Source organism: Hymenobacter glacialis (assembly GCF_001816165.1).
In the GTDB taxonomy this organism is placed as follows: Bacteria; Bacteroidota; Bacteroidia; order Cytophagales; family Hymenobacteraceae; genus Hymenobacter; species Hymenobacter glacialis.
In genome coordinates this window covers 1-14966 of sequence record NZ_MDZC01000036.1, presented here as the reverse complement: position 1 = coordinate 14966, position 14966 = coordinate 1, and the positions used below count along the sequence as shown (strand labels likewise).

The 14966-nt window shown below is 62.5% G+C and carries 7 protein-coding genes; 1 reads left to right on the top strand and 6 read right to left on the bottom strand.

What is annotated here, in order from left to right:
- Window positions 1-79 precede the first annotated feature (79 nt).
- From BEN48_RS03510 to BEN48_RS03490, 5 genes are all read right to left on the bottom strand, one after another.
- Entirely contained in the window at window positions 80-1633 is a 1554-nt protein-coding gene (locus tag BEN48_RS03510; RefSeq protein ID WP_083320720.1) for a RagB/SusD family nutrient uptake outer membrane protein, read from the bottom strand.
- A gap of 9 nt (window positions 1634-1642) precedes the next feature.
- A complete protein-coding gene (locus BEN48_RS03505; RefSeq protein WP_083320719.1) occupies window positions 1643-4948 on the bottom strand; it encodes a SusC/RagA family TonB-linked outer membrane protein in 3306 nt (1101 codons plus the stop codon).
- Window positions 4949-5094: 146 nt separating this feature from the next.
- Window positions 5095-6141 (bottom strand): FecR family protein, encoded by a 1047-nt coding sequence (locus BEN48_RS03500; protein ID WP_206599813.1) that lies wholly within the window; start codon window positions 6139-6141, stop codon window positions 5095-5097.
- Window positions 6142-6258: 117 nt separating this feature from the next.
- A complete protein-coding gene (locus BEN48_RS03495) occupies window positions 6259-6891 on the bottom strand; it encodes a sigma-70 family RNA polymerase sigma factor (RefSeq protein ID WP_070732984.1) in 633 nt (210 codons plus the stop codon).
- A gap of 39 nt (window positions 6892-6930) precedes the next feature.
- Window positions 6931-7974 carry a Gfo/Idh/MocA family oxidoreductase gene (locus BEN48_RS03490; RefSeq protein WP_070732982.1) on the bottom strand — a complete coding sequence of 348 codons (1044 nt, stop codon included), beginning with the start codon at window positions 7972-7974 and terminating at the stop codon, window positions 6931-6933.
- A 414-nt stretch (window positions 7975-8388) separates the two neighbouring features.
- Between BEN48_RS03490 and BEN48_RS03485 the strand changes: the two genes are divergently transcribed.
- The gene (locus tag BEN48_RS03485; protein WP_125932457.1) at window positions 8389-11616 is read left to right on the top strand and encodes a hypothetical protein; all 3228 of its coding nucleotides are present in this window, start codon (window positions 8389-8391) and stop codon (window positions 11614-11616) included.
- A 2294-nt stretch (window positions 11617-13910) separates the two neighbouring features.
- Here BEN48_RS03485 and BEN48_RS03480 read toward each other — a convergent pair.
- On the bottom strand, window positions 13911-14966 hold a 1056-nt coding region (locus BEN48_RS03480), incomplete at its 5' end, for an IS4 family transposase (protein WP_125932456.1).

The window sequence follows — 14966 nt, the reverse complement described above, 5'->3', positions numbered from 1 at the left end:
AGGGTTTTGCAGAAGGACCGCAGAAGAACGTCCTCTGCGGTCCTTCTGCGAAACCCTCCGCGTCTTCTGCGGTGAAAAATTAATACCCCGGGTTCTGCGCCAAACGGCCGCCGCTCAAGTCAATTTGGGGTTGCGGAATGGGAAATACCTCGTTTTTGCCCTTAACAAAGGTTTTGCCCTGCGCTGCGAAAATGGGCACGATGCGGCCCGGCGTCACGCTTTCCTGACGCACCAAGTCGAAGAACCGGTCGTGCTCCAGGGCCAGCTCCACCCGGCGCTCGGCCCAGATGTTTTCCAGCGTGGCGGCTTTGGCGCCCAGGCCGGCGCGGGTGCGCACGGCCAGCAGGTCGGCAGCCGCGGTGGCGGCGTTGCCGGTTTGCAGGGCGGCTTCGGCCCGGATGAGCAGGATTTCGGCGTAACGCAGGATACGGATGTTCTTGGGCAGGTAGTCGTTGTTGCCGCAGTTGGCTTCCCGGGTGCGGCTGTGGTAGGCCTTGTAGCTGTAGCGCGAGTTCTCCACTGAGTCCTGGCTCGGAATGCGGAAGCCGTCCCAAAGCACGGTGCCAGTGGAGCGCTGTCCGGCGGGTGCCGTGGGCTGAATGAAGATGATGGTACCGGCCCGGCGCACGTCGCCGGCCTCGTAGGCGTTGGCCAGCTGCACGGTGGGGGTATTGAAACCGAAGCCCAGGTCGGACCAGCCGCGCTTGCCGCCGGCACGGGGGCCCTGGCTCACAACATAGAGGTTCACCGCCGAGTTGTTGCAGGCCGCGTTCACGCCGGTCTGTATCTCAAAAATGGACTCCGAGCTATTGGCACCCGGCGTGCGCCAGATGTCGGCGTAGGTGGGATACAGGGCGTAGGCGCCCGACTTGCCGGTCACAATCTCGTTGCTGAGCGCAAAGGCCTGCTGGTAGTTTTTCTGGTAGAGGTACACCTTGGCCAGCATGCCCTGGGCAGCCGCCTTGTTGGCGCGGCCGGTCTGGGTTTGGGGGTCACCCTTCTGCGGCAGGTTGTCCACGGCAAACCGCAGGTCTTCGATGATGAAGGCGTAGATGTCGGCCGCGGAGGCCCGGGTCTGGAACTCGGCGCTGTTTATTTCCGACGCCTGCGGCACCCGGTCGAGCTTGGGCACGCCGCCAAACAGGCGCACTAGGTTGAAGTAGAAGTAGCCGCGCAGAAAGCGTACTTCGCCCAGCAGGCGGTTCTTTTCCGCATCAGACGAAGCGCTGAGCGCGATTTTGTCGAGGGCCTGGTTGGCGCGGGAGATGCCCTGGTAATAGCCGTTCCACACGTTGTTCACGTTGCTGTTCGACGAGTTCAACGTGAAGTTGTCTACCCGCAGGGCATCGCCGTAGTCGTTCGGCGAGCTGCCCTTGTCCGAGTCGTCGGAGGCAATGTCGGTGAGGATGACAAACTGCAGGCCGTGGGTGTCGGGGCCGAAACCGCCCAGGTACAGGCTATTGTATACGCCGTCGACCAGCTTTTGAGCGGTAGCGGGGTCAATGGTTTCGCTGCTGAGCTGGCCCTGCGGGGCCACGTCCAGAAAGTCTTTGCAGCCACTGACCATGGCCAGCGACAAAGCCAGCGCGGCCGTGCCGGCGCGGCGGGAAATGGCGGAGATATGAGGGTTCATCGGCGTAGGTTATTTGAAGGTGATGTTCAGCCCCATGGTCACGGTGCGGCTGGTGGGGTAGGTGTTGAGTTCAATGCCCGAATCGAGCGGGCCACCGGCCAGCTCCGGCGTGAAGCCCGTGTAGTTGGTAACCGTAAACACGTTCTGGGCGGCCGCAAACACGCGCACCGAGGTGAGGCGGGCCCGCTCCAGGATGGTGGCTGGCAGCGTGTAGCCCAGCACCACGTTGGTGAGGCGCAGGTACGAGCCCGACTCCAGGAAGTAGGTCGAGTTCGGCATGCCTTCCTTCAGGCTGCTGGGGGTGGTGTTGGACGGATTGCCGGCCCGGAACCGGTCGTTGGCGAAGCTGGCTTCCACGTTGTTGAGCACGTTGGTGCGGGCCTGCTTTTTGGCGTTATACACGTCGTTATTCAGGTTGCCCGAGAACACGAACGAGAAGTCCACGTTGCGGAAATTCAGCCCGCCGTTGATGCCGTAGTACACTGGCGGCTGGTACGAACCATAGAAGCGGCGGTCGAGCAGCGTGATGCGGCCGTCGCCGTCGGTATCCTCGTACTTCAGGTCGCCCACCTGGGGGTTGAAGTCGGACTTGGGCGACGCCGCAATCTCGTCGGCGCTCTGGTACACGCCAATGCTCTTGAGCAGGAAGAAGCTGCCAGCGGCCACGCCATTGTCGGACTTGGTCACGCCGTTGTAGCCCCCAAACAGGGCCTGGCCGCCGTTGAGGTTGGCAATGCGGTTTTTGTTGAAGGTCACGTTGGCACCGAGGTTGTAGCTCCAGTCGCCGCCGCCAATGTTCTGGCGCCAGTTCAGGGCCGCTTCCACGCCGCGGTTGGTGATGTCGGCGGCGTTGGTGATGTACTGGTTTTCGGGGTCGCCAAAAATGGCCGGGATGTTCACCGGAATCAGGGCGTCGGTGGTCGTCTTATCGTAGTACGTTACCTCACCGGTTAGGCGGTTGTCCAGGAAGCCGAATTCAATGGCGGCGTCGTACTCCGTGGTGGTTTCCCAGCGCACGTTGCGGTCCTTAATCTGCGTGATGGCGCTGCCCTGCGTGGGCAAGGGGGGCGGGCCACCGGGCTGGCCACCAAAGACGTAGGGAATGTTGGCGTCGGTCGTCAGGATGTAGGAGTCGGGCGGAATCTGGTCGTTGCCGAGCTGGCCGTAGCTGGCGCGCAGCTTCAGGAAGCTAAGCTTGGAGTTGTCTTTCAGGAAGTTTTCTTCCGATACCACCCAGCCCACGCCCAGCGAGGGGAAAAAGCCGAACCGCTCGTCCCGGTTGAACTTCGACGTGCCATCGTAGCGCAGGTTGGTGGTGAGCAGGTAGCGGTTGTTGTAGGCGTAGTTCACGCGGCCCAGCAGCGACAAGCGGCGGTCTTTGGCCGCGCCGGCGTCGTTCACGGCCGTGGTGGGGTCGCCGGTGTTCAGGTACCACAGGTCGGGGTTGGCGGGTACATTGTTGCGCGAGCCCGAAAACTGGTTGCGCAGGCCTTCTTCCACCACGGTGCCGGCCAGCAGCGTCAGGTTGTGCTTCTCGTTGTAGGTGCGCTGGTAGGTGGCGGTGTTCTCCCACAGGTAGCGGTTGCCGTTTACCTGGGTTACGCCCAGAGTACTGAAAAGCCTGCGCTGGCTACCCCCCACGGTAAGAAACGTGTTGGCGTCGTCGAAGTACTGGTAGTCGTAGACGCGGCGGTTGTCGGAGTTGAGGTCCACGTTGATGGCCGAGCGCAGGGTCAGGCCGTCCACGGGGCGAATATCGATTCCTATGTTGCCCTGCAGACGGTTTTCCAGCGACTTATTGTCGTTTTTCTCAATGTCGAGTACCGGGTTGCCCACGTTGCCCAGGGCCGAAGTGTTGCCGTACAGCCCGTTTTGCTTGGCCGGAACGATGGGAGCCGCGCGGTAGGCGTTGTTGTAGGCCGTGCCAATGTTCACGTCGCGGGTTTCGGCATGGCTGAACGAGGCCTGCGAGCTAATCGTCACCTTGTCCGAGAGGCTAAACGAGGTGTTGGAACGCACGGTCAGGCGCTGAAACTTGTTTTCGATAACCGTGCCGTCGTCCTGTAGCAGGTTGCCCGAGAAGTAGTAGCGCACGTTGTCCGTAGCGCCCGACACGGCCAGGTTGTGGTTCTGGAAAGTACCGCGCTTCAGAATGGCATCGTAGAAGTCCGTCGAGGTCGTAGACGCCGGCAGCACCGAGTTCGGGGAAATGTCTTTGATGTAGCTCGTGTACTGCCCGGCGTCGGCCATCTCCACCAGGTTGGCGGCCTGCTTAAAGCCTACCGTGCCGCTGTAGTTCAGAACCGGCTTGCCCAGCGCGCCCTTTTTGGTGGTCACAATGATGACGCCGTTGGCGCCGCGCACGCCGTAAATGGCGGCGGCTGAGGCGTCTTTCAGTACGTCAATGCTGGCAATGTCAGCGTTGCTCAGGTTGCGGATGTCGGTGGTTTGCACGCCGTCCACTACGTAGAGCGGTTCGGCGCCGCCCAGCAGCGTGCCCGTGCCGCGGATGCGCACCTTGGGCTGCGAGTTGGGGGTGCCGTCGCTGATAATCTGCACGCCGGCCACCTTGCCCTGCAGGGCCTGGGTGGGGGTTTGCACGGGCTGGTTCACAATCTCGGCACCGTCTACGCGGGCCACGGCGCCGGTCAGGTCCTGCCGGCGCTGGGTGCCGTAGCCCACCACCACCACTTCGCTCAGGGCTTTGGCATCGGGTGCCAGCGCCACGTTAAGAGTGGTTTGGGTGCCCACTACCACTTCCTGCGACGAGTAGCCCACAAACGAGAAGACTAAAGTAGAATTCTCAGGCACCGACAGCGTGAACTTGCCTTCCATGTCCGTCTGCGTGCCCGCCGAGCCGCCTTTGATAACGACGTTGACGCCGGGCAGGCCCTCGCCTTTCTCGTCTACCACGCGGCCCGTCACGGTGGCGTCGGCCGGGGCAGCCACCGCTGTGGCCGGACGCAGAATAATGCCTTCGTTCACCAGCTTGTAGCTGATTTGCAACGGCTCAAGCAGCTGGTTCAGCAGCGCGGCCAGCGGCTGGCCCACGGCGTTCACCGACACCCGGCGGCCGGCCCCGATGAGCTGGCGGCTGTATTGAAACCGCACGTTGGTCTGCGCCTCAATCTTGCTCAGGACCGATGCCATCCGCTCCTCACGCACTTGCAGCGTAACCGGCTGGTCCAGCACAGGCTGGGCGGCCGAGGCCTGGGCGGTGCCGATGCTGCACAAGAAGCACAGCAGCAGCCCGGGTAATAATGCCAGACCCCGAAGGCGCAGCAGAATTGGTGAAAAGTGTAGTCGAGTGTTCATAAAAGAAAAGGGAGTTTGGTGGGAATTACTGACAGCCCCGAGGGGCCAAAAAGCCGAAGTGTCCGTTGCCGAAAGCGAAGACGTCTCTGGAATTGATTGCGGTTAGGGGAGTATGGGTAGTGCGGAATTAGCGGAAGAATTACCGCCTATTCGGGCAGGCAGGGGCGGCTATGAAAAAGAATGCGGCCATCGGCCTTTCCGTAAGTGGCGCCCAGCGCTTCGCAGATGATGTCAAGCTTCTTAAATAGCGGCTCGCTGCCCAGGCTCAGGTTGAGCGTGCAGTTGCGCACGGCGGCGGCATCGTAGGCAATGCTTACCCCGTACGCTTTTTCCAGCGCCGCCAGCACCTCCGCCACTGGGCGGTTGTCGAACACAAACGGCTGGGGAGCCAGCAGCACGGGCGCTGCCACCAGTTCGCGCCGCAACTGCTGGCGCGCTGCCGAATACACGGCTTGCTGGTTGGGCACCACCACCACGCTGGCTGGCGCATTGGCCGGCGTTCCGGCCGCGCGGCTGCGCGGGGCCACGCGCACGCGCCCCGTATTCACGCGCACCACCACGCTGGGCTGCCCGGCGTGGGCCCGCACCGTGAAGCTGGTGCCCAGCACCGTGGTTACCACCTGGTCGGTATACACCAGGAAAGGGTGGGCCGCATCGTGAAAAACATCAAAAAATCCCTCACCGGTCAAATAAACCGTGCGTTGCGGCCCCTGAAACCGGCGTGGGTATTTCAGGCTGCTGGCCGGAGCCAGGGTCACCAGGGTGCCATCTAGCAGAGCCACTGCCACGGGCCGGGCTGTGGGGTTGGTGTGCACCACCCACGCGGCGGCGGTGCTTCTCGCAGGCTCCCCCTCAGGGGTGCTCACTGCGTTGCGGCTCAGGTACACCCCCGTCAGGCCGGTGCCAAGTACCAGCACCGCGGCGGCTGCCCAAGCTAGGCTGCTGGGCCACGTCCGGTTGGTGCGGGAAGCTGCTGGCACCGCGCTGGCTACCGTAGGAAGGCGGCCCGTGGTTTGGGTGGCAATGCGCTGCCATACGGTGGCTAGCAGCGCCGCTCGTTCCTCAGCGTCGAGGTCGAGCTGCTGTTCGGCCCCGAGTCCGTCGTACCACGCTCTGATGCGCCGTTGTTCCTCGGCGGTGCATTCGCCCCGCTGGTAGCGGCCCAACAATGCCCGAAAGTCCGAGTGCTCCATAGCCATACCTGCATTAGGGTTCTGGCCTTAATAGTCAAGCAGCTCTTATCAACCCCTAATACCCTGTAGGAAAAAAAACGAAATAGTCACAACACTAAACCAATAAATAATCACGCATTAACTTGAAATACAGCTTGTTGAGCCCAGTGATAGTAATAATATCGGCACCAGAAAATCTTTCAGTGAAACGCGAAGCATTTTCAGTGCCCTGGTCAGGTGGTACTCCACGGCTTTGGGCGAGAGCTGCAGGCGGCCCGCAATCTGCGGCACCGTTTGGTGCTCCATCCGGCTCAACTGGAAAATCTGCCGGGTGTGGCCGGGCAGGCGGGCCAAGCCGCGGGTCAGCGCCCCCGATAAGTCGGCCGCGGCCAGATCCTGCTCGGTTTTGTGGTCGGCATCCCGCAGCACCACCCGGCTGTAGGCCAGGTACTGCTGGTGGGTCAACTTATGCTTAATTTGATTGATAACCCGGTACTTAATGGCTGTGCTCAGGTATTCCTTCAGCTTGAGGATGGCCGCCGTCTCGCGCTTGTGCCAAAGCGTGGCGAACAGGTCCTGCACCATTTCCTCGGCCGCCTCGCGCGAATTCACTTTGCGGTAAGCCTGCTCCAGCAAGTGTAAGCCGTAACGATTATAGATTTCCTCAAACGCGTGCTCATCGCCGCGCTGCAGGGCCTGCACCAGGGCAGCATCTTCCCAGGTGGCGTAGCGCCTTACATGCCTGAAGATGGGGGTGCCGGAGCGGTGCATTAGCGAGCGATAAGGGTCTTGCTACGGCGCTGCAGCCGTTCAGGTTTTTGCCCAGGCAGCGGCCGGCGTGGCGGCTAGTAATTCGTTCTGCCACAGCAGCTGCTCCTCGCCAATGGGGTAGGGGCTTCGGTTGCGCAGGGTTTGGTACACGGCTTCGAAGAGGCCCAGGTAGTTGCCGGGCGCGGCCAGGTCGGGCGTGATGGCCAGGGTGCCGTCGGGGTCGGCCACGGTCAGGCGGCCTTCCTGGCCCGGTTGCTCCACGCCGTATTCCGGGGCCAGGGGCGACATACCCTGCAGCAATTGGGCCTCCTGCGGGTCGGTGCGGCCTTTTTGGTAGCTGCCCAGCGTGCCGTGCAGCACGTAGGCCGGGCCGGCATTGGCCACCAGCAGGCTCGACGTCAGCCACACATTCAGGCCCTGGGGATAGCCCAGGTGCAGCGAGAAAAAATCATCAACCCGGCTGTCGGGCCGGTACTGTCCCATGGTTTTGTGGCAGCTTAGGGGCTGCCCAAACAGGCTGATGGCCTGGTCGAGGAGGTGCGGCCCGAGGTCGTAGAGCAAGCCGCTGCCAGGCAGAGACTCTTCCTTAAATTTCTTGGTATTAAGGGCCGGCTTGTACCGGTCGAAGCGCATGTGTACCTCCAGAAGCTGCCCCAGCTGCCCGCCCTGCACCACGCGGCGCACGGCCCCGAAGTCGCTGTCCCAGCGGCGGTTCTGGTAGGCCAGGAGGTGGCAACCCATCTGGCCAGCCAGCGCCCACAGTTCTTTCACTTCGGCCACGGAAGTAGCTACGGGCTTTTCCAATAGCACGTGCTTGCCCGCACGCAAGGCCTGCTGCGCAAGGGCAAAGTGCGTGCTGGGGGGCGTGTTCACCACCACCAGTTCAATAGCCGGGTCGGCCAGGACCTCGGCCACACTCCCGTAGCTGCGAATGTCGGGGTAGTCCCGGTGCATGCGCCGCTCGGTGCGCTCCACCACCGCCTGCAGGTCGAACCCGTGGTGCGCGCTCAGAAAGGGGGCGTGAAAAAGCTTGCCCGACATGCCGTAGGCCAGCAAAGCGGTGCGAATGGGAGCTGTGGTCATTTTTCAAAGTAAAGCTGCTGCCACCCAACCGCCCCCGGCGCGGGCACGGCCTGCCGGTTTAAAGCGCAGCACTGGACTTAGCTATTTGGCTGGCTAAAAGTGGAACATTACAAGAATGATAAAAAGGGTCTTGGTGGAAATGGTGTTGATAATCAGTGGGTATCACCGATTAACTGCTGAATGTGCTAGTTTGCTTTTTTGATTCTGCCTATCTTGTACCGATTTTTTAGCGCAGCGCCGGGCACTATACTTCGCGCCAGGCGTTTGCGTTAGAACAGCAGTTTCCCGCCGCCGGGGATTCATCGTAATGGGTGGGCAGGCGGCTGGGGCAATGACAATCAGAAGAATACCTGCAATCGGGTTTGGCCCGCAGCTTGCTCGGCAAGCCAGTACTATCGACGACAACTAGACTATATGAAGCAATTCGTTATTATTCTTACGGCATGGCTGGGAATGGGGCTGAGCGGATATTCGGTGGCGCAGGCCCAGACCAAGGCACCGGCACCCAAGGCCGCCCTGCCGGCGGGCACACCCGCTGCCGCGCCGCCCTACCGGGTGGGCACGCTCTCCAAGGAACCCGCCCAGTATATGCTGGACGTGCAAAGCATGATGGCGGCCACCAACAACGCCGCCGCCCGCGCCACGGCTGCCCGCCTGAAAGAGCTCTGGGGCACGAACCGCCTCACTTCGTCGCAGCAGGCCCGCATTGTGGCCCTGTCGCAAACCATGCTGGACAAGAAGTTCCGGCCCCGCCCGCACTTCGAGTCGCTCTTTAGCGCCATCATCGGCGGGGCCACCGCGGCCAAACTCAGCGACCAGCAGATGGACCAGTACCTCGACGTATTCGGCCAGACCCTGGAGAAAGAAGCCCCGCAGGAAACCGAGAAATTCCTCTTTGCCACCAGCCGTTTTCTGAACGGCGGCTACCTGTTTCGCTCGGGCTACAGCAGCCTGCGCGCCATGGGCGGCACGGTGTCGTTTGCCTACTCGCCCATTGCGGCGCCCGAATCCAACCTGGAATTCGGTGTTGCGGCCCCCGCTCCCAAAGACGCGCCCCTGCCCGTTGCCAAACCAGCAGCCAAAAAGCCAGTAGCGGCCGCGAAGGCTCCCGTGAAAGCAGCCCCCAAGCCCGCGCCCAAGAAAAAAGCCAGCAGCAGCGGCTGGGACACGGCCGACATGTGGTCGTCGTCCTCGGGTGGCGGCTGGGGCGACGATGACGGTTGGGGTGCGCCCGTGAAGAAGGCCCCCGCCAAAAAGCCGGTAGCCGCCACCAAAGCATCCGCCAAAGCCCCGGTCAAAACCGCCCCTGGCGCCGCCAAGGCCGCGCCAGCCGCAGCAGTCGCAAAATCCACCGACTTCGATGACCCGCTGCCGGCGTTCACGCCCTCGGCCCTTCCTTATGAGGACTACCTGGCACCCCCGGCCCGCGGCGCCGTGATGGTGGTGAAAGACGCCGATATTTACATGGGCACCAAGGGCGACTCCGTGGTACTGAAAAAGGTGAGCGGCACGGCTGTGCCCAATTCCGGCCGCTTCATCGCCACGGGTGGCCAGCTGGCCTGGACGGTGAAGTCCAACCCGGTGACGGCCGATTTGGGGGGGTTCGACTTCGCAATGAACAAGCCCGAGTTCACGGCACAACCCGTGACCCTTACGTACCCCGCCGTGCTGGAAGCGCCCGTGAAAGGTGCCCTCAGCTACAAAAACGTGCGGCGCAAGCCCGGCGCGGCCGACACCGGCTACCCGCGCTTCATCTCCCTCACCAACGATGCCCGCATCAAGAACCTGGGCGAAAATATTCAGTATCGGGGCGGCCTCTCCATGTCGGGCTCCAACATCCTCAGCGCCGCGCTGGACGGCTCGCTCTCCAACCTGATAGTGAGCCTGGACGGCAAGCCCAAGTTTAAGGCAGCCTCGCGGGCCTACGTCCTCGGCGACTCGCTCATTACGGCCAGCCGGGCCGCCATCACCATCTACCAGGGGGCCAAGGATTCGGTGACGCACCCCGGCGCGCAACTCAAGTACGCCAAAGGCAAGCAGCAGCTAAAGCTGGCCCGCGAAGACGGCCTCTACAAAAACACGCCCTACAGCGACTCCTATCACCAAATGGACATTCGCACCGAGGCCCTGGCCTGGAACCTGCGCCAGCCCACCATCGACTTCGAGGTGCTGTCGGCCAAAAACCAGCAGTCGGCTGACTTCGAGAGCAATGAGTTTTTTACTAACAACCGCTACCAGCAACTCAAAAGCATCAACCGGCTGCACCCGCTGCAAATGCTGGTAGGCTACAGCCAGGCCCATAATAACGTGAAAACCGTGAACGTAAACGAGTTGTCTACCAACTTGAACACGTCGGAGCCCAACATGCGCTCGTCCATGGCCGGCCTGGCGCGCGATGGCTACGTGCAGTGGAACGGCCAAACCGGCAACGTGACCATTCTGCCCAAAGGCGCACACTACGTGGCCTCAGCCCGCGACAAGAAGGACTACGACCACATCGCCATAAAATCGCTCTCGGGTTCGGGTCGCAACGCCACCCTCAACCTCAACACCAACGAGTTGCTGGTGCGCGGCGTGGACCGTTTCAATTTCTCCAACGACTCCGCTGCAGTGTTTGTGCGGCCGGACAGCGCCATTATCCGCATCCAGAAAAACCGCAACATCAAATTCAACGGCACGGTGGTGGCCTCGGCCATGCGCTTCAAGGGCCGGGAATTCAATTTTGACTACGACGGCTTTTACGTCGACATGGCCAAAATTGACTCCATTGTCATCCGCGGCGAGGCCAGGGATGCCAAGGGCAAGCCCACTGGCAAGCGCGCCGACTTCGCCCTGACCAACAAGGGCAAGGTTTCGACCGGCCGCCTGTTCCTCAACGACCCCAACAACAAATCAGGTCGTAAGAAGAAGGGCCAGTACCCGGCCTTCGACTCGAAGAGCGGCGCCAACGTGTATTTCGGCAAGCCGGACGTGCTGGGCGGCGCCTACGACTCCACGCTGGTGTTCGACATTCCACCTTTCAAACTGGACTCGCTCAACGGCATCGGCAAGGCCGCCTCCGGATTCAACGGCACCTTCCGCAGCGGCGGCATCATCCCCGACATTCAAACCAAGCTCACGGTGCAGGAAGACGGCTCGCTGGGCTTCGTGTACGACGTGCCCAAGGACGGCTTCCCGCTCTATAAAGGCCGGGGGCGCGTGTTCAGCAAGGTGAAGATGAACAGCCGGGGCCTGCAGGGCGACGGCACCATTACCTACCAGTCGGGCACGTTCACGTCCAACGAGTTTGTGCTCTACCGCGACTCCGTGGTGGCGGTGGGGCGCACGGGCGCCGTCGCGCTCAAAAAAGCCGAGGGCGTGGACATTCCCAAAATGGCCCTGCCCGCCGGCTACCTCATGCACTGGAACGTGCGCCAGGACTCCATGTACCTCACTACGCCGCCTCGGGCGAGGCCATTCGCATGTACACCTCGGCCGACCAGAAAACCAAAGCAGTCACGGCCTACAACTTTAAGGGCACGGCCCTGCTCACGCCGAAGAATGCCGGCGGCGATGGCCGCCTCGACGGGCCGCAGTCGTTTATCAAATCGCCGGAATTTACCTTTAAGTCGGACAGCTACTCTGGGCGCAAAGCCACGATGAGCGTGAAGTCGGCCGAAGTAAACAAGCCTGCGCTCACGGCCAACGAAGTGGCGTTTGACTACGATTTGAAGAAAGGCTATGCCGATTTCAAGCGGGAAGAAGGCAGCACGGCCAGCATCGACCTGCCGTATTCCCGGTTTAAAACCACCCTTAGCGGCGGCCATTGGGACTTTAAGAAAAAGCAGGTGCAGCTGCGCGTGGCCGGCAACGCCGATTCCACCAAGTCGTACTTCTACTCCACCAACCCCGACCAGCGGGGCCTGAAATTCAAAGCCTCCAGTGGGGTATACGACCTGGCCAAGTACCGCATGCAGGTGGGCGGCGTGCCCTACATTGCCACCGCCGACGCCTGGGTAATGCCCGACTCGGGCAAGGTAAGCATCGGGGCCAACGGCCGCATCCAGCGCTTCAAAAACGCAACCGTGGTGCTCGACTCGCTGGGCAAGTACCACCGCTTGGTGAAGGGCAACATTGAGGTGCTCTCGAAAGCAGCCTTCACCGGCAACGCCGAGTACACCTTCAAAACGGCGCGCGACTCGGTGGCCCTGCGCTTCTCCAACTTCGAGCCCGACCCAGCCGGCATTCTGGCGGGCAAAGGGGCCCGGGGCCTGATGCGCCGCAACAAAGACCAGCAGGACGAATCGGCCCTGACGCCCAGCGCCGGTGCCGGCCCGCCCACCGTGGCCACGGCCGTAGTGAGCGCCGGTACCAAGTTCCAGCTCACGCCGCGCATCGGCTACCGGGGCAACGTGCAGCTGCACTCGCAGCGCCGCGGCTTTGCCTTCAACGGCGAAGTGCAGCTCCAGTTCGGTGCCGAGCGCAAAGCGGCCGAGTGGATTGCGGTGAAGGACTCCATCGACCCCAAAAACTTCAGCTTAAACCTGCAGGGCGTTAAAGGGGCCGATGGAAAACCGCTCGTGACGGGCCTGTTCATGTCGGACCAAACCAGCAAGATGTACGCGCTGTATGCCGCGGCCGTGCCCAATGAAACCGACGTGCAGGTGTTTAAAGTCGACGGCAAAATGCGCTACGACGACAAAAAAGCCCTTTATACCATTTCCCGCAACGACCCCGCCGACGTTAATGCTTACGAAGGCTCGTCCCTCACCTATGCCGACGCGACGAACTCGCTCAGCTTCCGGGGACCGATGACGTTCATGAATTCCAATAAGGACTACAAAATGGTGGGCAGTGGCGTGGGCACCGCCAACCCCGACAGCGCCCGCTACGCCATTGACGCCCTGTTGGGCATCGACATCAACATGCCCATAAAGGCCATCGACGTGATGGGGGCCGATTTGGCCCGCGTCACCAAGGGCTCGCCCGAAGCACAGGACGGCTCCACCAACGAGCTGTATAAGCTGGGCCAGTTTATCGGGAATAAGGGCGTGGAAGCCTATGCCATGCGCAAAGGCACCGCCGACCCGCTCATGAAGCTTTCGCCCAAGCTCCTGCACACCATCATGTTGAGCACGGTGAACCTGCGCTGGAACGAGAAGCGGCGCGCCTGGTATTCGGTGGGTCTGCTGGGGCTGGCCGGTGTGGGCAAGCAGCCGCTTAACGCACTGGTGAGCGGCTACGTGGAAATCCGTCGCGAAAACGCCACCGACGTGGTGGAAATTTACCTCGAACCCGAGCCCCAGACGTGGTATTACCTCAAGTACGCTAACAACCTGCTCCTGACGAAGTCGCAAAACGAAAATTACGACGCCGAAATCAACGCCAAAGCCAAGGGAGACTACAATACGGCCACCAGCTATGGAGCCTTCGTCGGCGACTTCTCTGATGTGGACGCTTTCCGTGCGCACTTCCAGAGAGACTATTTGGGCAAATCCGGCAAGCTGGCGGCTCGCCCGGTAGTGCCGCAGTCTACCGGCAACTTCGACAACCTTGACGGCAAGAAGAAGAAGAAAAAAGCCAAAGGCAACGACCCCTTCGGCGATGGTGTGATGGACGATGGCGCTGCCCCGGCCAAGAATGATAAAGCCAAGGAAGCCGCTGCCGATGCTCCCGAGCCTGGGAAAAGCAAGGCCAAAGCCGCCGACTCCGCCCCCGATGCCGACCCCACCCTGAGCAAAAAGGAAGCGGAACGCCAAGCCAAGGAAGAAGCAAAAGAAGCCGAACGCCTCAAGAAAGAGGAGGAAAAAAAGAAGAAGGAAGAAGGGAAGAAGAAAAAGAAGGGCACCGAAGACCCCTTCGGCGACAGCTAAGCCCGCAGAAAGCCTCGCCCATCGGGCTTGTCCTTACCCAAAACTCAAAAAGCGCCGGCCGATAGGTCGGCGCTTTTTTTGAGGTTACTCGGCAAGTAGCTGGCCAGCCAGGTGGGCGGCCAGGTCTACCCCTTCGACGAGCAGACGCAAGGTCCGGCGGCCGAGCCAGAGGGTTTGCCAGCCGGGCGGGCCATCGCCCGTACGGCCCAGGTGCCCGCCCAGCGCGGCCAAGGCCAGGAACACGGCGCGCACCGTGTTCAGCGGGCGGCGGCTCTGGCGGCGTAGCACCCGCAACTCCTGGTCCGTCAAGCCAGCCGTCTCGGCGGGGGCGTCCGGCTCCAGGCGGCTTTTCTCGCGCAAGTCCACTAGGGCCAGCGCCACTACGCTCAGCAGGGCCACGGCTGCGAAGAGGCGGGCGGCGGTTTGTAGCTGGAGCTTTTCGGCCCCAAGTCCCGTCTTTAGGGCCTTGTGAAAGTCTTCGATGAGCCAGCGGCTGGTGTACTGGCGGGCGCACGTCAGGGCCTGGGCAACGTCCGTGATGGGCTGGTCGCCGAGCAGCAGCCACTCCAGGCCGGGGGCCGCGTCGGGGCCCGTTTCTTCCCAGACCCGCACGAGGCTGGCGGGCACCGGCTCGCCCTTGCCCGTGGCCCCGCCCGGCCGCTGCGGCGCTCGCAAAGCTACTGGCGGACTGAAACTTATCTGCAATTTGACTTCCCTCGCCGGCTGGCGCGGCCGCCCCCGCAGGGCCAGGGAAAAAGTACCGACGCTGGGCTGGGTCCGGGCCAGCTCGAAGAGGTGGCCGGCCGGCGTTTTGGCCAGCCCCGCCACCAAGGCCCGGTCCTGGGCGGCGCGCACTACGAAGCCCAGGCCCTGCGCCTGGCACTGCTGCAGGTGCTCGTAGATGTCGGCCCCGCGGTCGGCCACCACTACCCAGCGCGTGCCCGCCGGGGGGCGGCCCACTGCCCGCAGGCTCTGCGCCCAGAGGGCCGACTCGCGGGGGCGGCCCTGGCGGGGGCGGGAGCCGCCATGCGGGGGCCGCTTTCTCGGCTTCCGGCACGGGCTGGCGCACGTGAAACTGCTGGTCGAGCAGGCCCAGCAGGGGCAGGGCGGGCCGTTTGGCGGCCGGGTCGGGGTCGGCGG